The 21,321-nt window shown below is 64.7% G+C and carries 25 protein-coding genes and 1 pseudogene; 5 read left to right on the forward strand and 21 right to left on the reverse strand.

Annotated features, from left to right (window positions below):
* Window positions 1–12: 12 nt before the first annotated feature.
* Both D7S89_RS10595 and nagA read right to left on the reverse strand, forming a co-directional pair.
* The gene (locus D7S89_RS10595) at window positions 13–1,029 is read right to left on the reverse strand and encodes an SIS domain-containing protein (RefSeq protein WP_183085147.1); all 1,017 of its coding nucleotides are present in this window, start codon (window positions 1,027–1,029) and stop codon (window positions 13–15) included.
* A complete protein-coding gene (gene nagA / locus D7S89_RS10600) occupies window positions 1,013–2,116 on the reverse strand; it encodes an N-acetylglucosamine-6-phosphate deacetylase (RefSeq protein ID WP_121277619.1) in 1,104 nt (367 codons plus the stop codon). The genes D7S89_RS10595 and nagA overlap by 17 nt, the downstream gene beginning before the upstream one ends.
* Before the next feature lie 438 nt (window positions 2,117–2,554).
* Here nagA and D7S89_RS10605 point away from each other — a divergent pair, with 438 nt between their 5' ends.
* Window positions 2,555–3,481 carry a bifunctional helix-turn-helix transcriptional regulator/GNAT family N-acetyltransferase gene (locus tag D7S89_RS10605; protein ID WP_121277620.1) on the forward strand — a complete coding sequence of 309 codons (927 nt, stop codon included), beginning with the start codon at window positions 2,555–2,557 and terminating at the stop codon, window positions 3,479–3,481.
* Window positions 3,482–3,582: 101 nt separating this feature from the next.
* Here D7S89_RS10605 and D7S89_RS10610 read toward each other — a convergent pair whose 3' ends face one another.
* From D7S89_RS10610 to D7S89_RS10635, 6 genes are all read right to left on the reverse strand, one after another.
* A complete protein-coding gene (locus D7S89_RS10610) occupies window positions 3,583–4,410 on the reverse strand; it encodes a MetQ/NlpA family ABC transporter substrate-binding protein (protein WP_121277621.1) in 828 nt (275 codons plus the stop codon).
* A 163-nt stretch (window positions 4,411–4,573) separates the two neighbouring features.
* Window positions 4,574–5,176 (reverse strand): SCO family protein, encoded by a 603-nt coding sequence (locus D7S89_RS10615; RefSeq protein WP_121277622.1) that lies wholly within the window; start codon window positions 5,174–5,176, stop codon window positions 4,574–4,576.
* Window positions 5,177–5,186: 10 nt separating this feature from the next.
* Entirely contained in the window at window positions 5,187–6,092 is a 906-nt protein-coding gene (gene cyoE / locus D7S89_RS10620; protein WP_121277623.1) for a heme o synthase, read from the reverse strand.
* A gap of 5 nt (window positions 6,093–6,097) precedes the next feature.
* On the reverse strand, window positions 6,098–7,207 hold the full coding sequence (locus D7S89_RS10625) for a COX15/CtaA family protein (RefSeq protein WP_121277624.1): 1,110 nt from the start codon (window positions 7,205–7,207) through the stop codon (window positions 6,098–6,100).
* A 32-nt stretch (window positions 7,208–7,239) separates the two neighbouring features.
* A complete protein-coding gene (locus tag D7S89_RS10630; protein WP_425470773.1) occupies window positions 7,240–7,887 on the reverse strand; it encodes an SCO family protein in 648 nt (215 codons plus the stop codon).
* Window positions 7,888–7,901: 14 nt separating this feature from the next.
* Window positions 7,902–8,606 carry an SURF1 family protein gene (locus tag D7S89_RS10635; RefSeq protein ID WP_121277626.1) on the reverse strand — a complete coding sequence of 235 codons (705 nt, stop codon included), beginning with the start codon at window positions 8,604–8,606 and terminating at the stop codon, window positions 7,902–7,904.
* 87 nt (window positions 8,607–8,693) lie between these two features.
* Between D7S89_RS10635 and D7S89_RS10640 the strand changes: the two genes are divergently transcribed.
* Window positions 8,694–8,903 carry a twin transmembrane helix small protein gene (locus D7S89_RS10640; RefSeq protein WP_121277627.1) on the forward strand — a complete coding sequence of 70 codons (210 nt, stop codon included), beginning with the start codon at window positions 8,694–8,696 and terminating at the stop codon, window positions 8,901–8,903.
* Between the two features lie 208 nt (window positions 8,904–9,111).
* Here the strand turns inward: D7S89_RS10640 and D7S89_RS10645 are convergent, their stop codons facing one another.
* The 8 genes and pseudogenes from D7S89_RS10645 to D7S89_RS10675 all read right to left on the reverse strand — a co-directional run bounded on the left by D7S89_RS10645 (window position 9,112) and on the right by D7S89_RS10675 (window position 15,969).
* Entirely contained in the window at window positions 9,112–9,969 is an 858-nt protein-coding gene (locus tag D7S89_RS10645) for a cytochrome c oxidase subunit 3 (RefSeq protein ID WP_121277628.1), read from the reverse strand.
* 79 nt (window positions 9,970–10,048) lie between these two features.
* Window positions 10,049–10,249, reverse strand: coding sequence for a DUF2970 domain-containing protein (locus D7S89_RS10650; protein ID WP_121277917.1), 201 nt, complete (start codon window positions 10,247–10,249; stop codon window positions 10,049–10,051).
* A gap of 29 nt (window positions 10,250–10,278) precedes the next feature.
* Complete coding sequence (locus D7S89_RS10655; RefSeq protein ID WP_121277629.1) at window positions 10,279–10,878, reverse strand: cytochrome c oxidase assembly protein; 600 nt, start codon at window positions 10,876–10,878, stop codon at window positions 10,279–10,281.
* 30 nt (window positions 10,879–10,908) lie between these two features.
* A complete protein-coding gene (locus D7S89_RS27635) occupies window positions 10,909–11,043 on the reverse strand; it encodes a cytochrome oxidase small assembly protein (protein WP_220702136.1) in 135 nt (44 codons plus the stop codon).
* Between the two features lie 114 nt (window positions 11,044–11,157).
* Window positions 11,158–12,771: a cytochrome c oxidase subunit I gene (gene ctaD / locus D7S89_RS10660; RefSeq protein WP_121277630.1), complete on the reverse strand. Its 1,614-nt coding sequence runs from the start codon at window positions 12,769–12,771 to the stop codon at window positions 11,158–11,160.
* Window positions 12,772–12,847: 76 nt separating this feature from the next.
* A pseudogene (gene coxB / locus D7S89_RS10665) lies at window positions 12,848–14,179 on the reverse strand (cytochrome c oxidase subunit II); the annotation flags it as partial.
* Between the two features lie 41 nt (window positions 14,180–14,220).
* Window positions 14,221–14,697 carry a DUF2244 domain-containing protein gene (locus D7S89_RS10670; protein ID WP_121277918.1) on the reverse strand — a complete coding sequence of 159 codons (477 nt, stop codon included), beginning with the start codon at window positions 14,695–14,697 and terminating at the stop codon, window positions 14,221–14,223.
* A 282-nt stretch (window positions 14,698–14,979) separates the two neighbouring features.
* Window positions 14,980–15,969, reverse strand: coding sequence for a methyltransferase domain-containing protein (locus D7S89_RS10675; protein WP_121277632.1), 990 nt, complete (start codon window positions 15,967–15,969; stop codon window positions 14,980–14,982).
* A gap of 69 nt (window positions 15,970–16,038) precedes the next feature.
* Here D7S89_RS10675 and D7S89_RS10680 point away from each other — a divergent pair, with 69 nt between their 5' ends.
* Window positions 16,039–16,863 (forward strand): ComF family protein, encoded by an 825-nt coding sequence (locus D7S89_RS10680; protein WP_121277633.1) that lies wholly within the window; start codon window positions 16,039–16,041, stop codon window positions 16,861–16,863.
* A 16-nt stretch (window positions 16,864–16,879) separates the two neighbouring features.
* Complete coding sequence (trmL, locus tag D7S89_RS10685) at window positions 16,880–17,350, forward strand: tRNA (uridine(34)/cytosine(34)/5-carboxymethylaminomethyluridine(34)-2'-O)-methyltransferase TrmL (RefSeq protein WP_121277634.1); 471 nt, start codon at window positions 16,880–16,882, stop codon at window positions 17,348–17,350.
* Here the strand turns inward: trmL and D7S89_RS10690 are convergent.
* The 5 genes from D7S89_RS10690 to D7S89_RS10710 form a co-directional block, all read right to left on the reverse strand.
* Window positions 17,323–17,880: an O-acetyl-ADP-ribose deacetylase gene (locus D7S89_RS10690; protein WP_121277919.1), complete on the reverse strand. Its 558-nt coding sequence runs from the start codon at window positions 17,878–17,880 to the stop codon at window positions 17,323–17,325. The two genes, trmL and D7S89_RS10690, sit on opposite strands and share 28 nt — an antisense overlap.
* 157 nt (window positions 17,881–18,037) lie before the next feature.
* Window positions 18,038–19,039, reverse strand: coding sequence for an NAD(P)H-dependent glycerol-3-phosphate dehydrogenase (locus tag D7S89_RS10695; protein ID WP_121277635.1), 1,002 nt, complete (start codon window positions 19,037–19,039; stop codon window positions 18,038–18,040).
* A 21-nt stretch (window positions 19,040–19,060) separates the two neighbouring features.
* Window positions 19,061–19,540, reverse strand: a complete 480-nt coding sequence (gene secB, locus D7S89_RS10700) for a protein-export chaperone SecB (protein WP_121277920.1) — start codon at window positions 19,538–19,540, stop codon at window positions 19,061–19,063.
* A gap of 134 nt (window positions 19,541–19,674) precedes the next feature.
* Window positions 19,675–19,938: a glutaredoxin 3 gene (grxC, locus tag D7S89_RS10705; protein WP_121277636.1), complete on the reverse strand. Its 264-nt coding sequence runs from the start codon at window positions 19,936–19,938 to the stop codon at window positions 19,675–19,677.
* A 13-nt stretch (window positions 19,939–19,951) separates the two neighbouring features.
* Entirely contained in the window at window positions 19,952–20,362 is a 411-nt protein-coding gene (locus D7S89_RS10710; RefSeq protein WP_121277921.1) for a rhodanese-like domain-containing protein, read from the reverse strand.
* Between the two features lie 143 nt (window positions 20,363–20,505).
* Here D7S89_RS10710 and gpmA point away from each other — a divergent pair, with 143 nt between their 5' ends.
* Window positions 20,506–21,252, forward strand: a complete 747-nt coding sequence (gpmA, locus tag D7S89_RS10715; RefSeq protein ID WP_121277922.1) for a 2,3-diphosphoglycerate-dependent phosphoglycerate mutase — start codon at window positions 20,506–20,508, stop codon at window positions 21,250–21,252.
* The last annotated feature ends 69 nt before the right edge of the window (window positions 21,253–21,321 follow it).

Here is a 21,321-nt window from a genome sequence, read left to right on the forward strand (position 1 = left end):
CCGCGTTCTCGCTCAGTGAGTTTCGGTGATCTTGTTCAGATGTCGGGGGGTATCGGGATTGCGTCCGCGCGCAGCGGCCAGCTGGGCCGCCATCACGTAGAACGACTGGATGGCCGCAATCGGATCGAGCGCCACGTGGCGGCTCGCCGCCAGCGGCAGCGTCGCGCCCTCGACGTCGTCCGGTGCCGCCAGCAGTACGCGCGCACCGCGCTCGCGCATATCCGTGGCGAGCCGGATCAGACCCGCCTGTTCGGGGCCGCGCGGCGCAAACACGAGCAACGGGTAGTCACGCTCGATGAGCTCCATCGGACCGTGCCGCACCTCGGCGCTCGAGAACGCTTCGGCCTGGATACCCGAGGTCTCCTTCAGCTTCAGCGCGGCTTCTTGCGCAATGGCAAGGCCCATGCCGCGGCCGATGACGATCATGCGCTCGACTTCGCACAGCGCGTCGACGGCCGGCGACCAGTCGAGCCGCGCGGCGTGGCCCAGCGTGTCGGGCAAGGCGCGCAGCGCATCGAGCAGCAACGGGTCGCGCTGCCAGAAGGCGACGAGCTGCGCGGCCAGCGAAAGCATCGCGATGTAGCTCTTGGTCGCGGCCACCGAATGCTCGGGGCCCGCCAGCAGCGGCAGTTGCCATTCGCACGCGTCCGCGAGCGGGGACGCCGGCGCATTGACGGCCGATACGGTTAGCGCGCCCGCGGCACGCAAAGCCCTCATCGTCTCGACAAGATCAGGACTTCTTCCTGATTGCGAGAAGGCGATAGCGAGCTCGCCAGCCACGCGCAACGGCGCGGCCTGCAACGTCGCGATCGACATCGGCAGCGATGCCACGGGGATGCCGACGCGGCTCATCGCGAGGCTCGCGAAATAGCTGGCTGCGTGATCGGAACTGCCGCGCGCTACGGTGAGGGCGACGTGGCAGGGCTTCTCGGCAAGGACGGCGGCCAGCGCTTCGATACGCGAGGTATCGGCGCATTGCGCGGCAACGGCGGCACTCGCGGCGAGCGCCTCCTCAAGCATATTCGACAATCGGTTCCCCTTCGACGTAGGTCGCAGCAAGCGTGAGATCGCGTTCGAAGACCACGAGGTCGGCCCATGCGCCACGCGCGATGCGGCCGCGGTCTTCGATGCCGAGGTAGTCGGCGGCGTAACGGGACATGCGGTTCGACACATCGGCGAGCGGCAGGCCCAGCGAAACGAGGTTGCGCAGCGCGTCGTCCATCGTCAACGTGCTGCCGGCCAGCGTCCCGTCCGCGAGGCGCACACCGCCGAGACACTTGGTGACATGCTGGCTGCCCAGCCGGTATTCGCCGTCGGGCATGCCCGTCGCAGACGTGCTGTCGGTCACCACGTAGAGCCGCGGAATGGCGCGCAGCGCGGCGCGGATCGCGCCCGGATGGACGTGCAGCAGGTCGGGAATGATCTCGGCGAATTCGGCATGCGCCAATGCCGCGCCGACGAGCCCCGGATTGCGGTGATGCATCGGCGACATCGCATTGAACAAATGCGTGAAGCCGCATGCGCCATGCTTGAGCGCCGCCACGGCATCATCGTAGGTCGCGAGCGAGTGACCGAGCTGCACGCGCACACCCCGCGCCGCCATCTCCGAGATGATCTCCATATGGCCTGCGATCTCTGGCGCCAGCGTGACGACGCGGATCGGCGCGATCGACAGGTACTTCAGCACCTCGTCGAGCACGGCGCACACGGCCGCGTCGGGCTGCGCGCCGAGCTTGCCGGGGTTGATGTAGGGTCCTTCGAGATGGACGCCCAGCACGCGCGAGCCCCCTGGCGTGCGGCGCCGGGCCACATCGCCGAGGCCCGCGACGACCGCCATCAGTTCGTCACGCGGCGCCGTCATCGTCGTCGCGAGCAAGCTCGTCGTGCCGTGACGCGCATGCGTGCGCGCGATAGCCTCGATGGCGCCGCCGCCCTCCATCACGTCGGCGCCGCCGCCACCGTGCACGTGCAGGTCGATGAAGCCCGGCAGGACGTAGGGATCGCCGTTCGTGAACGGATCGGCGCGCACGCCGTCGAGCGACGTGATGCGTCCGTTTTCGTATTCGAGGGTGCCGTGAATCCACCCGTCCGGCGTCAAAATGTTTCCGTTGAGCATGGGGTATTCAGTCTCGGTAATACGCGCTGCTTGCTGGCGCGAGGGCACGCAAGAAGCAAGGCCGGCCGCGATTCCCGCGCGGCCGGGATGGCTGCGTTGTCGAGGGATGGGCTTCAGAGGCGGAGCCCATTATATAACCAGAATAGGACCAGTTAACGTCGAGCATGACAGCCTCGGCATTCAGCCTGGAAGCCTTGCAGCATAAGGCTTCAGCTCCCTTCCGAGCGCTGCCCTCCGGGCTCCGAGCGGATCGGGATTTACCCGCATTGAGCATGGGACGCGCGCTGACAAGCAGGCGATTCATATGATCGGTTTGCATGCCATGTGCGAGATAGATACCTGTTTAGGACCACTCGTCTAGCTGACTTCGGCTTGTTTGTTCACGCCGATCCCATATAGTTCAGACCATTGCACGAGTACAAACGGAGAAAGTTCTCGTTGACTGACACTATCCTGCTACGGCGCGCGGAAGCCGTCCGCCATTTCAACCGCTTTTATACCCAGCACATCGGCGTGCTGCACGAGCGCCTTCAAAAGAGCCCGTTCTCGCTGACCGAGGTGCGCGTGCTGCGCGAGCTCGCGCTCGGCAACGCCGCGACCGCCACCGAGCTCGCCCGCATGCTCGGCCTCGACAGCGGCTATCTGAGCCGTCTGCTCACGAGCTTCGAACGGCGCCAGCTGATCACGCGACGTCAATCCGACATCGACGCGCGCCAGTCGTTACTCGAGATGACGGAAGAAGGCCGAACGGTCTACGCGCCGCTCGAGATCGCGGCGATCGACGAAGTGTGTGCGGTCCTGAACCGGCTCAGCGCAGCCGGACAGGAACTGCTGATCCAGGCGATGCACATGATCGAGCGGCTGCTCAACGACACGCCGCGTCATCTGGCGTTGACGCTGCGCGCCCCCAAGCCAGGCGATTTCGGCTGGCTCGTGCAGCGCCAGGTCCTGCTCTTTTCGGCCGAATACGGCGCCGATGTGGGCTTCGAGGCATTCGTCGTGCAGGAGATGGCCGACTTTGCGCGCCAGCGCGATCGCGAACGCGCGATGTGCTGGGTTGCCGAGCAGGACCACGCGGCCGTCGGCGCCGCCTTCGTGACGCCGATCTCGGAAAGGGCGGCGCAGTTGCGCTTGTTGTTCGTCGAGCCCGAGGTACGGCGCCTGGGCATCGGGACGCGCCTCATCGAAGAAGGCATGCGCTTTGCCGAGCGTGCCGGCTATGAGACCGTGACGTTCGCCACGCACGGCTTGCTCAACGGCGGACGGCGGTTGTTCGAACGTGCGGGATTCACGTGCGTGGCATCAGAGCCCGAGCGGCGCTTCGGCCGCAACCTCGTCGCGCAAACGTGGGAACGCCGGCTCTAAACCAAAGTGCGGGCCCCAATGACAAACGCCGCGAGCCCTCGAGGGGCCCGCGGCGCTTTGCCTTTCGATCGAGCGGGACTGCCCGTGCTCGTCGCTGACGCTTAGAACGACGGCACGACCGCGCCCTTGAACTGCGTCTTGATGAAGGCGCGCACGTCTTCCGACTGATAGGCCGCCACGAGCTTCTTCACCCACGGCTTGTCCTTGTCCTGTGCACGCACGGCGATCAGGTTCGCGTACGGGCTGTGCACGTCTTCGAGCGCGATCGCATCCTTCGTCGGCTGCAGGCCCCCGGCCAACGCATAGTTCGTGTTGATCGCGGCGGCATCGACATCGGCCAGCGAACGCGGCAGTTGCGCGGCATCGAGCTCGACGAGCTTGATCTTCTTCGTGTTCTCGGCGATGTCGAGCGGCGTGGCGTTGTTGCCGCTTGCGCCGGCACCGGCCTTCAGTTTGATCACGCCTTGGGCCTGCAGCAGCAACAGTGCGCGGTTCTCATTCGACGGATCGTTCGGCACCGCCACCTTCGCGCCTTGCGGCAGGTCCTTCAGCGACTTGAGCTTCTTCGAATAGACACCGAGCGGCGAAATGTACGTGAGGCCGACGTTCACGATCTTGTAGCCGCGTTGCTTGATCTGGCTGTCGAGATAGGGCTGGTGCTGGAAGCTGTTCGCCTCGAGGTCGCCCGCATCGAGTGCCGCGTTGGGCTGCACGTAGTCGTTGAATTCGACGACCTTCACGGTCAGGCCTTGATCGCGCTTGGCGACCTTCGTCACGACCGACCAGATCTGCGCGTCGGGGCCGCTGATCGTGCCGACCTTGATGGCCTTGTCGTCAGCGTGTGCGCCCGTGCTGGCGATCAGTGCGGTACCCGTGGCGGCGGCGAGGAGTGCTTTGAGAAGCGTGCGAGAGAAAGCGGTGTGGTGCATGACGAATCGCTCTTTATTGGTTAGAGATGTGACGGCCTCATGGTGTCACAGCGTTCGCGCAATGGGAAATACGTTGATCGCATATCGATATGCGATCCGGCCCGGCACCTGGCCAGCCCGACTACGCGAGGCAAGCGCGCAGCGTGGAAGTTCGTTATGCGAACTAATCGAGCAGCAGCTTCAAGTCGTGTACCCACGGCGAAGCGCCCTGCCCGTCGCGTGCGAACAGGCGCAGCTTGCCCGAAGGATCGAACACGTAGCTCGCCGCCGTGTGATCCATCGTGTAGCTGTCGGGCGTCTTGCCCGGCACCTTCGCGTAGTAGACGCGGAAATCCTTGGCGACTTTGGCAAGCTGCGTGTCGCTGGGGTGCAAGCCGACGAACGTCGGATTGAAGGCTGCGACGTATTGCGCGAGCACATTGGGCGTATCGCGTGCGGGATCGACCGTCACGAACAGCACCTGCACGCGCTTCGCATCGGGGCCCAGCTGCTGAAGGGCCTGCGTGAGCTCGGCCATCGTCGTCGGACACACGTCGGGGCAATGCGTATAGCCGAAGAACAGCACGACGGCCTTGCCCTTGTAGTCGGCAAGTGTGCGCACCTTGCCGGCCGTATCGGGCAGCGCGAAGTCGGTGCCGAACTGCGCGTTGCCGGTGATATCGAGGTTCTGGAATGCAGGTGCATCCTTGCCGCAGCCCACAAGCAGCAACGCGGCGCCGAAGGCGCACGCGGCCAGGACCCGGCGCACGAGGGAATTCATCAGCATGGCGAGGAGGTCATGCGCCGATCAGCGCGCGCGCGTAGTGGTCGACGAGCAGCGCGGCGAACAGCAGCGACAGATAGACGATGGAATAACGGAAGGTCTTGCGGGCCAGCTCGTCGGAGTATTCGCGGTAGATCTTCCACGCATAGCCGAGGAACACCGCACCGAGCAGCACGGCCGACACGAGATAGACGATGCCGCTCATGCGCGAGATGAACGGCATCAACGTGACCACGAACAGGATCACGGTGTAGAGCAGGATATGCAGCCGCGTGAACTGCTCGCCGTGCGTGTTGGGCAGCATCGGCAGACCCGCATTCTCGTAGTCTTTGCGGCGATAGAGCGCGAGCGCCCAAAAATGCGGCGGCGTCCACACGAAGATGATCAATACGAGGATCCATGCATCTCCGGGCACGGCCCCCGTCACGGCGGCCCAGCCGAGCGCCGGCGGCATCGCGCCCGACGCACCGCCGATCACGATGTTCTGGGGCGTGGCAGGCTTGAGCAGCAGCGTATAGATGATGGCATAGCCGACGAACGTGGCGAGCGTGAGCCACATCGTCAGCGCATTGGTGAACGTGTAGAGCGTCCACATGCCGAGACCGCCCAGCACCGCGGAAAACAGCAGGATCTGAGTGGCCGTGATTTCGCCGCGCGCCGATGGGCGCCATGCGGTGCGGCGCATCATCGCATCGATCTTCTGCTCGACGAGACAGTTGATCGCAAACGCGGCGCCCGCGAGCAACCAGATGCCGACTGTGCCGCCGATCAGCACCTTCCACGGCACCATGCCAGGCGTCGACAGGAACATGCCGATCACCGCGCAAAAGACGGCGAGCTGAGTCACTCGCGGCTTGGTCAGCGCGAGGTATTGAGAAATGCGGGAACCGGGATGACGGGGGAGTGTTGTGCTGTCCATGTAGATCACGCGGGAGCGGCGTCGTGCGTCGGAATGGCGGCACGACCGGGACGGCTGGAAGCGGTTCGAAAGTTTAGCACAACGAGCAGCAACAGCAGGATGGCGGCGCCGCCGTTATGCGCGACCGCGACCGGCAGCGGCCATTGCAGGACGATGTTCGACAGACCAGTCGCAAACTGCAAGGCCACCACGGCCAGCACGCCGTTCGCGGGCCGCTTCAACGACTCGAAGCGCCGCAATTTCAGGGCCAGCATAACCAGATAAGCGATCACGACGACCGCGAACGTGCGATGCGTCCAATGAATGGCCACCAGCGCATCCTGCGCGATGGCGTCGCCGTCGCTCGTCATGCCCAGCGCACGCCACAGGTGAAAGCCGTGCGCGAAGTCCATCGGCGGCACCCATTGGCCGTTGCACGTCGGGAAGTCGGTACAGGCCAGCACCGCGTAGTTCGTGCTGACCCAGCCACCCAGCGCAATCTGCAAGACCAGCAGCGCGAGGCCGACCAGCGCGGCGACGCGCCAGCGCGCGACCTCCGGCTCCCACGCGGGAACCGGCGTGACGCGCGCCGCGAGCCAGCCGAGCGTGCCGAGCAACGCGAGTCCGAGCAGCAGATGCGTCGTGACGATGACGGGTTGCAGCTTCATCGTCACCGTCCACGCGCCGAAGGCGCCTTGCACGCCGATCAGCAGCAGCAGCGCCGTCGGCCACCACGGCGAGACGTGAAGCGGCCGACGCTTGACGCGCGCCACCCATGCGATCAGTGTCTGCGCGATGATCAGCACGCCGATCGCCATCGCGAAATAGCGGTGAATCATCTCGATCCACGCCTTCTGCATGCTGACGGGCCCGCTCGGCAATGCCGCGTGCGCGGCTGCAATCTGCGCATGCGCGATGAACGGCGACGCTGTGCCGTAGCATCCGGGCCAGTCGGGACACCCAAGGCCCGAATCGGTGAGCCGCGTGAAGCCGCCGAACATCACGAGGTCGAGCGTGAGGAACGTCGTCACCCAGACGAGCTTGCGGAACTTGTCGTCGCTGGCCTTCACCCAGACATAGCTGAGCGGCACCAACGCGATGAAAAGCCCGGTCAAACCCAGTTGTACGAGAAACATCTTCGGAATCCTTATCGTGCCCGCTTGGGCCGTTACCCGATGCTCGACCACTTGAGCAGCTTCGTCACGTCGCCTTTGATCTTGCTCGGATTCGGGTTCTTCGGAAAACGCATCATCAGGTTGCCGTTCGGGTCGACGAGATAGATGTGATCGGTGTCCTGCGTGCCGGACTCACCCGGCAGCCATGCCGCGAGCGCAGCCGGATCGGCGGCCAGCATCCGCGTGTCCGGATAGGCGCGCTTGATCACGTCGGGCACAGCGTTGGAGTCCGTGCGCAGCCAGACCGTGACGAGGCGCTCGCGCTCGCCCGCTTGCGTCACGCGCACCTGACGCATGAAGTAGAGCTTGGTCGCGCAAGCCTCGTCGCACGCGCTGCGATCGACGGCGATCATGAGCCAGCGCCCGCGTAGCGACGCGAGACGCATGGGGTGCCCCGCTTCGTCCGTCACGAGCAACGTTTCAGGAATCGGCCGCTGCGGATCGATCAGCGCGCCATAGTTGGTCTTGCCGCCTGCCGGTTTGAACACGTAATACGCGAGATACGAGGCGACGACCGGCGCCGCGCAGAGGAGCGCGACGAGCAGCACGACCCAGCGGCCACGCTGCCAGGAGCCGCGCGAAGGCGTCGCAGGAGCCGCGCCGGACTCGGGAGATGGGGAAGTTGGCTTCGTCACAGTCACAGTGTCAAACCTCTTTACGCCGTTTTCTTGGCGGCACGGCGAGCCGCATAGAGACCAAACCCGAGCGCCGCGGCCGCCATGCCCCACCATTGCAGCATGTAGCCGTAGTTGCGCTCGACACCCATCGTCGGCGCGGGCCAGTCGCGCACGAGCTTGTCGCCGTCGTCGCTCGTCTGTTGGATCACGAACGGCTGCAGCGGCAGGCCCAGTTCGGTCGCGTACGCGCCGACGTCGAGGTTCTGCCGGATCCGCTGATGCGGCGCCGAGCCGCCAGTACCGATTTCATAGGCCCGCGATGCATCGGCCCGGGCGATGCCTTCGATCGTGACGTCGCCGGCCGGCGTGGCATACGGCGCGATCGCAGTGCGCTCGTCTACGTTGCGCGGCAGCCAGCCGCGATTGACGAGCACGTAGCCGCCGTCGTCCAGCTTGAACGGCATCACGACATAGAAGCCGGGCTGATCCTGATACGGACGGTTGTCCAGATACACGACTTGCTCCGGCATGAAGCGGCCGTGCGCCCGCACGCGATGGTATTCGATCGAGCCCAGGCTGACCGGTGCGGCCGTCACCGTCTGCGACGGCGCATGCTCATAGCGCTCGATCTGCGCTTGCAGCGCTTCCTTTTGATGAGCGCGATCACGCTGCCAGAAACCGAGCCGGATCGTGACGGCCATCACGAACAGGATCAGCAGCGCGGGAACGAGGCGAATTTTCATACGCTCGCTCCTCGGACTGCGCGAGTCGCGGACACGGGTGCGATAATTGCAATCATCGCTTCATGCTCCCGAATTTCAGTGAGTTCCATGCACATCCTCGTAGCTCTCGCTTTCATCCTCATCATCGCCAGCATGGTGTCGGCGCTGTATTTCATGATGCACGACCGCGGCAAGACCAAACGGATGGTGTGGTCGCTGGCCACGCGCGTCGGCCTGTCGATCTCGCTGTTCCTGTTCATCCTGCTCGCGCATTGGCTCGGCTGGATCGATTACAGCCACGTGCCGCTCGGCCGCTGAGCGGCCTGGCTCGCCGAACCGCGCCAGAATCGTTCGACGCGGCCGCGGCCAAACGTCGCATCTCTTCGCCACAAAAGACAAACGCCGCCCCGATCGACTCGAAGGCGGCGCCCTAACGCCATCACTGCGCCCTAACGGTATCGCGCGCAAGGCTTCATGTCCTGCGCATTCGGCTCGCCCCTGAGACAGGGCACGAGCCGCCCATCCATTACAGCCAGTAGACGACGATGTAAAGGCCGAGCCAGACGACGTCGACAAAGTGCCAGTACCACGCGGCGCCTTCGAATGCGAAGTGGTGATCGGCCGTGAAGTGACCGCGGATCAGGCGCACGAGCACCACAGCCAGCATCGTGCCGCCGAGGAACACGTGGAAACCGTGGAAGCCCGTCAGCAGGAAGAACGTCGAGCCGTACACGCCGGAAGACAGCGTGAGGTTCAGTTCGTTGTAGGCATGGATGTACTCGAACGCTTGCAGGAACAGGAAGCAAATGCCGAACAGCAGCGTCGCGGCCAGCCAGGCGATGGCCTTGGTGCGGTGGTTTTCACGCAGCGCGTGGTGCGACACCGTCAGCGTGGCGCCCGAGCTCAGCAGCAGCGCCGTGTTGATGGTCGGCACGGGCCACGGCACCATCGCCTTGAAGTGGCCAGCCAGCGCGGCGGGGCCTTCGTTGGGCCACACGGCCGAGAAGTCGGGCCAAATGAGCTTGTAGTCGAGGCTGCCGAGCTGATGCATGGCGATTTCGCGTGCATAGAACAGTGCACCGAAGAACGCGCCGAAGAACATCACTTCGGAGAAGATGAACCAGCTCATGCTCCAGCGGTACGACGTGTCGACGCGCTTGCCGTACATGCCGCTTTCGGACTCGCCGATCGCATCGCCGAACCAGTGGTACAGCACGAAGAGGAGCCACAGCAGACCCGCGAGCATCGTGAACGGGGCCCACGGCGTATCGTTCAGCCATAGCGCAAACGATCCGAGCATGACCAGCAGGCCAACGGCCGCAGTGACCGGGTGCCGCGACGGATTCGGCACGAAGTAATACGGGCTCTCGTTTTGACCGCTCATTGTTGAATTCTCCACTTCAGTCCAGTAGTTCACCTGAGCAACGCGTCGATACCGCGCCGCTTCACTTTTCTCTTCGCGCTCAGCGCGTGACGACGTGCACGACCGCGATCAGCACCCCGATGAAAATCGCCACCGCCAGCAACGCCGCCGCAATCACGTGTAGCGGATTGAGCTGCGCCGCGTCGGCCTCGAGATCGCGGCGCTTGCGCACACCGAAGAACGACCACAGCACCGCCTTCATCGTCTTTGCGAAACTGCTCTTGCCATCGCCTGCGGCCATGCTGCCTCCGTCCATGCGCACTTCTCCTGTCACGTGCCGCTCGCCGACGCAAGCGCGGCGCTCGTCGTGCCCGCGTTCGGCGCGGGCGCATTCAATTCGAAGAACGTGTACGACAGCGTAATCGTCTTCACGTCCTTGGGCAGCTTCGGATCGACGTAGAACACGACCGGCATCTCGCGCGTCTCGTGCGCCGCAAGCGTCTGCTGCCTGAAGCAAAAGCACTCGATCTTCTCGAAATATTCGGTCGCCAGCCCCGGCGCATAGCTCGGAATCGCCTGCGCCTGCACCTGGCGGTTCTGCTCGTTCGTCACCCGATATTTGACGACCGTCACCTCGCCCGGATGCACGTCGAGGCTCGCGCTCTCCGGCTTGAATACCAGCGGGCCGCGCCCATTCGCGTCGAATTCGATCGAGATCGTGCGCGTCAGGTCCACCTGCGTGTTCTTGGCCTGTTTGACCGTCGCGTCGCGCTTGGTGAGGCTGTTGGCCCCGGTGACCTCGCAAATCGCACGGTAAAGCGGCACGAGCGCGAAGCCGAAGCCGAACATCACCACGGCCATCACGACCAGCTTCACGAGCATCGAACGGTTGAAGGAGCGATCCGCTTCGCGCGGCGAACGCGTCGACATCGAGCTTTCCTCGTCAATTCCGAATGCTGCTCAACGCAGCAGCAACTGCTTTACGACGGCACCCATAAAAAAGACGACGACGATACCGATCAGAATCAGCGCCATGCGCAGATTGCCGGCGCGAATCTGCTCGGGCGTACGTCTTTTTTGTGGATTCCGGTTCATGCTGAGATTTCTTGTGCGCGAGGCGAGCAGCCTATGCCCTCGCCTCGCTTCATGCCGCCCGGGCGGCCGCCGTGCGCGTGAAGCGCGACGTCGGCACAACCCGGGTCAGCTCGTTCATTCGACCGTCGGCGGGTTTTCGAACGTGTGGAACGGAGCGGGGCTCGGCACCGTCCATTCGAGACCCGTTGCGCCATCCCACGGCTTCTCGGCCGCCTTCTCGAGTTCGCCGCCGCCACGGTAAGCGGGCAGCACGACCGCGAACAGGAAGTAGACCTGCGCCAGACCGAAACCGAACGCGCCGATCGTCGCGACCTGGTTCCAGTCCGTGAACTGCGCCGGGTAGTCGGCGTAGCGACGCGGCATGCCTGCGAGGCCGACGAAGTGCATCGGGAAGAACGTCACGTTGAAGAAGATCATCGACGCCCAGAAGTGGATCTTGCCGCGCGTCTCGTTGTACATCCAGCCCGTCCACTTCGGCGACCAGTAGTACCAGCCCGAGAACAGCGCGAACAGCGAACCGGCTACGAGCACGTAGTGGAAGTGCGCCACCACGAAATAGGTGCCGTGATACTGGATGTCGAGCGGCGCCATCGCGAGCATGAGGCCCGTGAAGCCGCCCATCGTGAACACGAACAGGAAGCCGATCGCGAACAGCATCGGCGTCTCGAACGTCATCGAGCCGCGCCACATCGTCGCGAGCCAGTTGAACACCTTCACGCCCGTCGGCACGGCGATCAGCATCGTCGCGTACATGAAGAACAGCTGGCCCGTGACCGGCATGCCCGTCGCGAACATGTGGTGCGCCCAGACCATGAACGAGAGGATCGCGATCGACGACGTCGCGTACACCATCGAGCTATAACCGAACAGCGGCTTGCGCGAGAACGCCGGAATCACCTGCGAGACGATCCCGAACGCCGGCAAGATCATGATGTAGACCTCGGGGTGACCGAAGAACCAGAAGATGTGCTGGTACATCACCGGGTCGCCGCCGCCCGCCGCGTTGAAGAACGACGTACCGAAGTGACGATCGAACAGCACCATCGTGATCGCGCCCGCGAGCACCGGCATCACCGCGATCAGCAGGTAAGCCGTGATGAGCCACGTCCACACGAACATCGGCATCTTCATCAGCGTCATGCCCGGCGCGCGCATGTTCAGGATCGTCACGATGATGTTGATCGAACCCATGATCGACGACGCGCCCATGATGTGCACCGCGAAGATCGCGAAGTCCATGCCCGGGCCCATCTGCGTCGACAGCGGCGCGTAGAGCGTCCAACCCGCGGCCGTCGCGCCACCCGGCGCGAAGAACGAGCCGACCAGCAGCACCGCCGCCACCGGCAGCAGCCAGAAGCTGAAGTTGTTCATCCGCGCGAAGGCCATGTCGGCCGCGCCGATCTGCAGCGGAATCTGCCAGTTCGCGAAGCCGACGAACGCCGGCATGATCGCGCCGAACACCATGATGAGACCGTGCATGGTCGTCAACTGGTTGAAGAACTCGGGACGCATGATCTGCAGGCCGGGCGAGAACAGCTCGGCGCGAATCATCAGCGCCATCACCCCGCCGGACAGGAACATCATGAACGAGAACAACAAGTACATCGTTCCGATGTCCTTGTGGTTGGTGGCGAACAGCCACCGACGCCAACCGTGCGGCGTCGCATGCGCATGGTCATCGTGCGCGTGGCCGTGACCCGCGGCTACATCGTGTCCGATGCTAGACATGAGAATCTCCTAGAGCAATTAGTGCGGCACCGACTGTGACAAGCACAGCGACACGTCAAGCCGCCGGCGCGGCGTGGGCTTGCGCGGCGTCTTTCGCCGCTGCACCCGCCACCGCTTCCGGTTTGTTCGAGTGGGCGGGCGACGCGTTGAACGCCGTCGGCGCGCTGCTTGCTTGCGCGCCGCTCGCCGGCGCTGCGCCGCCACTCAGATGGTCGCCGCCTTCAGGCAGCTTGCCGTTGCGTGCATCCGCGACTTGCTTCGGTTGCAGCATGTCGCCCGTGTGGTTGCCCCATGCATTGCGCTCATAGGTGATCACCGATGCGATCTCGACGTCGTTCAGCGTCGGTGCCCACGACGGCATCGCGTTCTTGCCCTTGAGCACGATGCTCACGTGGCCAGCGAGCGGGCCGTTGGCGACCTTGCTGCCGTCGAGCGCCGGGAATGCGCCCGCACCCTTGCCGCTCGGCTGGTGGCAGACCGCGCAGTTGGCCTTGTAGACTTGCTCGCCGCGCTGAGTGAGCTCGGCCAGCGTGTACGTCTTGTTCGGGTCATCGGCGCCCGCGGCCATCTTCTTCTTTTGTTCGTCGACCCACTTCGCGTAGTCGTCGTCCGACACGACGGTCACGACGACCGGCATGTACGCGTGCTCCTTGCCGCACAGCTCGGTACAGAAGCCGCGGTACGTCCCGACCTTCTCGGCCTTGAACCACGTATCGCGCACGAAGCCCGGAATCGCATCCTGCTTCACGCCGAACGCGGGCACGTACCACGAGTGGACGACGTCGGCAGCCGTGGTGATGATGCGGACCTTCTTGCCGACCGGCACGACGAGCGGGTTGTCGACCTCTTGCAGATAGGTATCGGTGATCGGCTGCTGGCCGTTCACTTCGCTACGCGGCGTGGTCAGCGTGGACAGGAAGCTGATGCCTTCGCCCGGCCCCTTCACGTAGTCGTAGCCCCACTTCCACTGGTAACCGGTGACTTTAACCGTCAGGTCGGCATTGCTCGTGTCCTTCATCGCGACGACCGTCTTGGTGGCGGGCAGCGCCATCAGCACGACGATGATGAACGGCACGATCGTCCAGATGATTTCGACCGTGGTGCTTTCGTGGAAATTCGCAGCCTTGTGCCCCTTCGACTTGCGGTGCGCAAACATCGAATAGAACATCACGCCGAACACGCCGACGAAGATCACCGTACACAGGATCAGCATCATCGTGTGGAGGTGATAGAGCTCCTCAGCGATTTTCGTCACGGGCGGCTGCAGATTGATCTCGTTGACGGCGGGGCCGCCCGGGCTATCGCCTACTGCCAAGGCGGCGTGGGCGCCGAGCAGCCCGCTGCACGCCAGCACGCCCATGAGGGCTCGCTTGATTGTTTTCATAGCATCCTTACCCAAAATTTCCATTCAAACCCTCGCCCCCGCTCGATGGCACGCTTCGCCGCTTGCTAACCGCACCGCCGCAGCCACATGCGCAACTCGTTCGCGAACTGCGCGCGCCGATATTGTGCGAGATGCTGCCCGACGGCGACTGTCTCTCCACGCGACACGAGCTTCACCGGGTCGCGCAGCGACGTCCCCCATTCGACCCGCACCCAACGCGGATTGAATTCGAACTGCGTCAACCGTTCTGCGCTCACCCGTTCGATCACGAGCCGGTTCGGAAACAGCCGAATACGCTCGTAATCGACCGCATGACGTGCATGAATCACAAACGCGATACCGACCACCAGCAACTCGATGCCGGTGAACGGCAATACCGGCCATGCTCCCCGCACGACCAGCAACAACGCAATCGCCAACGAAAACAGCGCCAGCGACGCATAGAAACAGACGAATTGCCGCGGCGATACCGAGCAATTACGTTTCATCAACCAGTCCATCAGGACCGGCTCCGCATCCGTCAGCAGGGTTGTCGCTTCCATCGCCGCCTCCTGCGCGTACCGTTTCGAGCACACGCTTTTCGGGGCCTGTCGCGCCGCATTGTGGGGTCTGCGGACGACAAACTGGCGCATTATAGGCGCGTTCAGTGGCATCCACAAGCAAACGGCTATCGGCCTGTAACCCAGGCACGACAAGCCTCTGCGCCCCTTTCGCATGCTTTTTTCGCACGCTCTCCGACGCTAATTTCGGCCATAACGGATACGATCTTTACCCCTCTTGCAACCCGCGACTCCCCGTCCGCTTGCCCGCAGATCGCACGCCGGCTAACGGGGTGGCCGCTTCCTTACGATGTCCTCTACGCGCACGATGCCGTGGCCTTCGGCCGTCATACGTGGCACCGCCTTCCATGCGTGGCCGTAAATCACCTCGAACGTCAGCGCGAGCGTGCCGTCCGCGCGCCGGCGCGCTTCGAGCGCCGCCAGCAGTGCCTGGTGCAGGCGTCGGGCAGTGGACGAGCCGGGCGTCGCGCCCATTGCGCCGGCGCCGGCCGCATCGCGGACGAACGGGTACGCTCCCCAACGACGCACATCGGCCAGCAGCGACTCGGGCGACGTGTACGTGATGGTGATTTTCTCCTGATCCATCACGGGGATCTCGAAGCCGCTCTCGACGAGCATGTCGCCGAGATCATGCATATCGACGAAGTCGATCACGTGCGGCCGGGTCGCCAGGCCGTGCGCCGCTTCCACCTCGGCATAGGCGCCGCGCAGCTCGCTCAGCGTGTCGGGGCCGAGCGTGCTGAACATCAGCAAGCCGCCGACTTTCAACACGCGCTGCCATTCGGGCAACACGAGGTCGGGCCGCGGATGCCAGTGCAGCGCGAGATTGGACCAGAGCAATTCGAAGGCATCGGCCGCAAACGGCAGCGCGGAGAAATCGGCTTGCGCGATGCGCGGGCCATGCGCGCCGAGCGCACGCCCGAGCGTTGCCGGCAGCAGACGCCGCCAGCTCGTGTCGCTGCTCGCACGCGGCAGCGCGTGCCTCAGCATCGCATGCGACAGATCGGCGCCGAATACCGGCGCCTCGGGAAATCGTTCGCGCAGCGCCGGCAGATCCTCGCCGCTGCCGCAGCCCACGTCGAGCACGCGCGCCGGCTTCACCTTGATATAGTCGAGCCGCTCCCGCATCCGCTGCGCGATCTCGCGCGGCAGGAAGGCCACCTCACCGAACTTGGCTGCGCGGCGATCGAAAATCTGCCGCAAAAGCCGTGAGTTGTAGGCCGGACGGCTTGATTTTGCGGGAGTTGGGGGCATGGTGGTCGAACTGGCGAAGAGCCCGAAGTATACTCGCTCGCTCCGATCCGTCCAGCGAGGAACACGCGCATGACTCACGCACGCCGCCCGTTTGCGCCCGTGGTGCGTGAGCGCATCGGGCTCCTCGCGAACGCTCGGGTCGGCCGAGCGCGTGCCGTGCAACTCGTGGCACGCCTGACGGCCCTCGCGCTGCCCCGGCAGTGCGCGCTGTGCGGCATGTCATGCGTCAATATGTCGCAATGGCCGATTTGCCACGCGTGCGACTCGACATACTGGAACGAGCCCCGCCTGCGCTGTACGTCGTGCGCGCTGCCGCTGTCGGCCTCGCGTTCGCGCGGACGCGGCGTGACGCGCTATCGCTGCGGCGTGTGCGCGAGCACGCCACCGTCGTTCGACAGGGTGCTCGCGCTTGCCGACTATCGTGCCCCGCTCGAGCGGCTCGCACTGGGTCTGAAGTTTCACGCACGGCTGGCCGTCGCGCGGGAGTTCGGTCAAAGGCTTGCCCGATTGGCCCTTGATCACCTCGAGCACACGGACTGGCCCGATGTCGTCGCGCCGGTACCGCTCGCCGGCAAGCGCCTCGCCGAGCGCGGCTTCAACCAGGCCTGGGAGATCGCCAAGCCGCTTGCACGCGCGCTTGCGATCCCGGCCGACGTGATGCTGATGCGGCGCACGACCGAGACGGCACCGCAATCGCGGCTCGACCGGGAGGCACGGCAGCACAATGTGGCAGCGGCCTTCCAGGTCACCCGGCGCGTGCGCGGCATGCACGTTGCGCTCGTCGACGACGTGATGACCTCGGGCGCGACGCTCCAAGCAGCAGCGCACGCACTGAAGACGGCCGGGGCACGCGCCGTCACCGTGTTCGTGGCGCTACGTACTCCGAAAGACTGATTCCGTATCCTCTACTATGTTCAACGTCGTTCTCGTCGAACCCGAAATTCCGCCGAACACCGGCAACGTCATCAGGCTGTGCGCCAATACCGGCGCGCATCTGCATCTGATCGAGCCGCTCGGCTTTCCGCTCGACGACGCGAGGATGCGTCGCGCGGGTCTCGACTATCACGAGTACGCGCAGATGCGCGTGCATCGCAACTGGGACGCGTTCATCGCGTCCGAAACACCCGACCCCGCCCGCATGTTCGCCTTCACGACACGCGGCTCGGGACGCTTTCACGAGCACAGCTTTTTGCCCGGCGACTGGTTCGTGTTCGGCTCGGAAACGCGCGGCCTGTCGGCCGAGGTGCTGGCGCGCTTTCCGAACGAGCAGCGTGTGCGCCTGCCGATGCGGCCTGGCAATCGCAGTCTCAATCTGTCGAATACGGTGGCAGTCGTCGTGTTCGAAGCGTGGCGTCAGGCCGGCTTCGAAGGCGGGACGTGAACTGAAGGCCGGCGCGCGAGCTCGGCGCGATAGCGCGCGAACATGGGCTCGTCGAAGCACGCGAACACCACGCGGTCGAACCCGCCCAGGCGCGACAGCGTATCGATGACGGTATCGACGGCAATACGAACGGCCTCATCGGCCGGGAATCGGTAGACGCCACAACTGATCGCGGGAAAGGCGATGCTCGTGCAGCGCGCTTCGTGCGCGAGTCCGAGCGCGCGCCGATAGCATGACGCCAGCAGCTCAGGCTCACCGCTCGCGCCTCCGTGCCATACCGGCCCGACTGCGTGAATCACGTGCTTGGCAGGCAAACGATAACCGGCCGTGAGTTTGGCATCGCCGGTGCGACAGCCACCGAGCGTTTCGCATTCGCGCAGCAGTTCAGGCCCCGCTGCGCGATGAATCGCGCCGTCGACGCCGCCCCCGCCGAGCAATGATGAATTGGCCGCGTTGACGATCGCATCGACAGCCAACGTGGTGATATCGGCCACACACGCCTCGAGCGTGCATCCACTTACCGTGAGCATCGTCGGCCCTCCTTCGTCCATACGGATAGGGAGCGGAGCGGGCGCCAAGCCGCGCTCCTTGCCAAACAGCGTAGTACGTTCGCCCGCATGAGAGCGAATTCAGACGATTCAGACGGTCGGGCGAGCCCCGACACCGGCAGAGTGAACGAGGAAGGCGTTACTCGGCGCGCGCGTCGCGGCGCAGCAGCGCGTCGACGGCATCGCGCGGCGCCACGCCGTCGAACAACACCGCGCAGACCGCGGCGGTGATCGGCATCTCGACGCCTTGCGCCTCGGCAATCGCCAGCACAGCGCGCGCGCAACGCACGCCTTCTGCGACGTGACCGAGCGCGGCGAGAATCTCGTCGAGCGCGCGCCCTTGCGCAAGCTGCAAGCCCACCGTGCGATTGCGCGATAGATCGCCCGTCGCGGTCAGAATCAGGTCCCCGAGCCCCGTGAGGCCCGTGAACGTTTCGGGCTGGCCGCCCAGCGCGACGCCGAGCCGCGCCATCTCGGCGAGACCACGCGTAACCAGCGCAGCGCGCGCGTTCATGCCGAGCGAAAGCCCGTCGGCGATGCCGGTGGCAATCGCCAGCACGTTCTTCACCGCACCGCCCACTTCGACACCGACGACGTCGTCGCCCGTATAGATGCGCATCGCGCCGTGATGGAACGCGGCCAGCGTGCGTTCGCGGCAGTCGGCCGAACGGCTCGCGATCGTCAAGGCAGCAGGCAGGCCGAGCGCGACCTCACGTGCGAAGCTCGGCCCCGACAGCACGCCGTTGCTCGCATGTCCGGCGAGTTCGGCAGCGACGACCTGGTGCGGTAGCTGCTGCGTGTCGGCTTCGAACCCTTTGCAGACCCACGCGATGTGCGCGGGCACGCAGCGCGCGTCATCGCGCATCGCGCGAAAGAGCGTGCGCAAGCCGGCCACCGGCGTGGCGACGACGCACAGCGCATCCATACCGGCGCAATGCGCGAGCGCAGTTGCGAGATCGGCTTCATAGCGAAGCGCGGCCGGCAGCGCGACCCCTTCCAGGTAGTGGGTATTTTCGTGGCGGGCGCCGAGCTCGGCAACGAGTGCCGGATCGCGCGCCCACAGCACGGTATCGTGACGCGCGGCCAAATGGCCCGCGAGTGCGGTGCCCCAAGCACCGGCCCCGAGAACAGCGACCTTCATAGCCGGCGCCGCTCGCAATGCTTAGTGTTGCGTTGCGCCGTTGCCGGGCGCGCCTTCCTGCTGCGCCGCGTTCAATTGCGCGAGGCGTTGCTCATAGAGCGCCTGGAAATTGATTTCGGCGAGGTGGATCGGCGGGAAGCCCGCGCGCGTGATCGCGTCGGCGATGTTCGAGCGCAGATACGGGAACAGGATCGTCGGGCACGCGATGCCGACGAGCGGATCGATCTGCTCGGCCGGAATGTTGCGGATGTCGAAGATGCCCGCTTGTTTCGCTTCGATCAGGAAGGCGACCTTTTCCGTCACCTTGGCCGTGACCGTGCCACGAACCACGATCTCGAAGATGTTTTCGGCAAGACGTTCGGCCTTCACGTCGACTTCGACTTCAACCGACGGCATCTCCTGCTCGAGGAAGATCGCCGGCGAATTCGGCTGCTCGAGCGACAAGTCCTTCAGGTAGACGCGCTGGATGTTGAAGAACGGCTGATTGTTCTGGTCCGACATGATGGCTCCGGTGGAAAAATTCGTCGCGGCCGGCATTTTAGAGCCGACCGCTGCTGGTTAATGGCGCGAATGACGCGCGAATGGGGCACGAACGATGCGACGGCCGCGCGCGTGACAGACGATGTTCGTACGCGTTATGCGACGCTTGCCAGCAAAGGCACGAGGCCGCCCTCGCGATCGAGCTTGGCCAGATCGTCGTAACCGCCGACGTGCGTCTCGCCGATGAACACCTGCGGCACGGTACGGCGGCCGGTGCGATCCATCATCTCCTGCTTGCGCGCAGGCTCCTTGTCGATGAGGATCTTTTCGATGTGCTCGACACCGCGGGATCGGAGCAGGCGCTCCGCGCTGATGCAATACGGGCAGACCTGCGTGCTATACATGACGATCGAACTCACGCTCGCGACTCCTTTATTTGACGACCGGCATGCCGGCCTGCTGCCAGGCGTTCAAGCCGCCCTGCAGCACGTGGACTTCGGTATAGCCCGCTTGCGCGACGATGCGCGACGCTTTGTTCGACTGCAATCCCGTCTGGCAGACGAGCAGTACCGGCGTAGCCTTATTCTTGGCTATCTGGCCGATTTTCGCTTGAAGCTCCGCGAACTCGACTTGGCGGGCCGCCGGCAGGTGGCCGCTCGCGTATTCGCCCGCGGGGCGCAAGTCGACGACGACCGCATTGCGCCGGTTGATGAGCTGCGTCGCTTCGGCGGCGGACAGACCGCCGCGGCCACGGCCGTTGATGGCCGGCCACAGGAGCAACCCTCCCGAGATGAGGAGGGCCACGATGAGCACTAGGTTCGTGTAATCGGTGAAGAACGTCACGGACAATCCGTCGAAAAAGGAAGAAAACGAAGAGGGCAATCCGACCATTATAAAATATCCCTTTGACACGTTGGCGGACGCCGGTGCAAAGCACGCGCCGCCTCGCAATCACGCGCTTCCTCACTACCGACCGATACTCATTCATGTACAAGCTCGTCCTCATCCGCCACGGCGAATCGACGTGGAACAAGGAAAACCGATTTACCGGCTGGGTCGACGTCGACCTCACCGAACAAGGCGCCCGTGAAGCCCAGCAGGCCGGGCTGCTGCTAAAGGAGGCCGGCTACACGTTCGACATCGCCTACACGTCGGTGCTCAAGCGCGCGATCCGCACGCTGTGGCACGTGCAGGACCAGATGGACCTCATGTACATCCCCGTCGTGCACTCGTGGCGCCTGAACGAGCGCCATTACGGCGCGCTCGCGGGCCTGAACAAGGGCGAGACGGCCGCCAAGTACGGTGACGACCAGGTGCTGGTCTGGCGCCGCAGCTACGACACGCCGCCGCCCGCGCTCGAAGAGACCGATCCGCGCGCGCCGTTCGGCGATCCGCGCTATGCGAAGGTGCCGCGCGAAGCGCTGCCGCTGACCGAATGCCTGAAGGACACCGTCGCGCGTGTTCTGCCGATCTGGAACGAATCGATCGCGCCGGCCATGAAGGCAGGCAAGCAGGTGCTGATCGCCGCGCACGGCAATTCGCTGCGCGCGCTGATCAAGTACCTCGACGGGATTTCGGACGCCGACATCGTCGGCCTGAACATCCCGAACGGCGTGCCGCTCGTCTACGAACTCGACGAAAACCTGAAGCCGATCCGCCACTACTATCTGGGCGACCCCGAGGCGATCGCCAACGCTCAGGCGGCCGTCGCCAAGCAAGGCAAGGCAGGCTGACGCCCCTGTCCGCGGCCCTGGCGTGCGCGCGCTTGCCACGCGCGCGCCGGCGCCCGATGCCCGCCGGCA

The sequence above is a fragment of the Trinickia fusca genome, assembly GCF_003628145.1.
GTDB lineage: Bacteria > Pseudomonadota > Gammaproteobacteria > Burkholderiales > Burkholderiaceae > Trinickia > Trinickia fusca.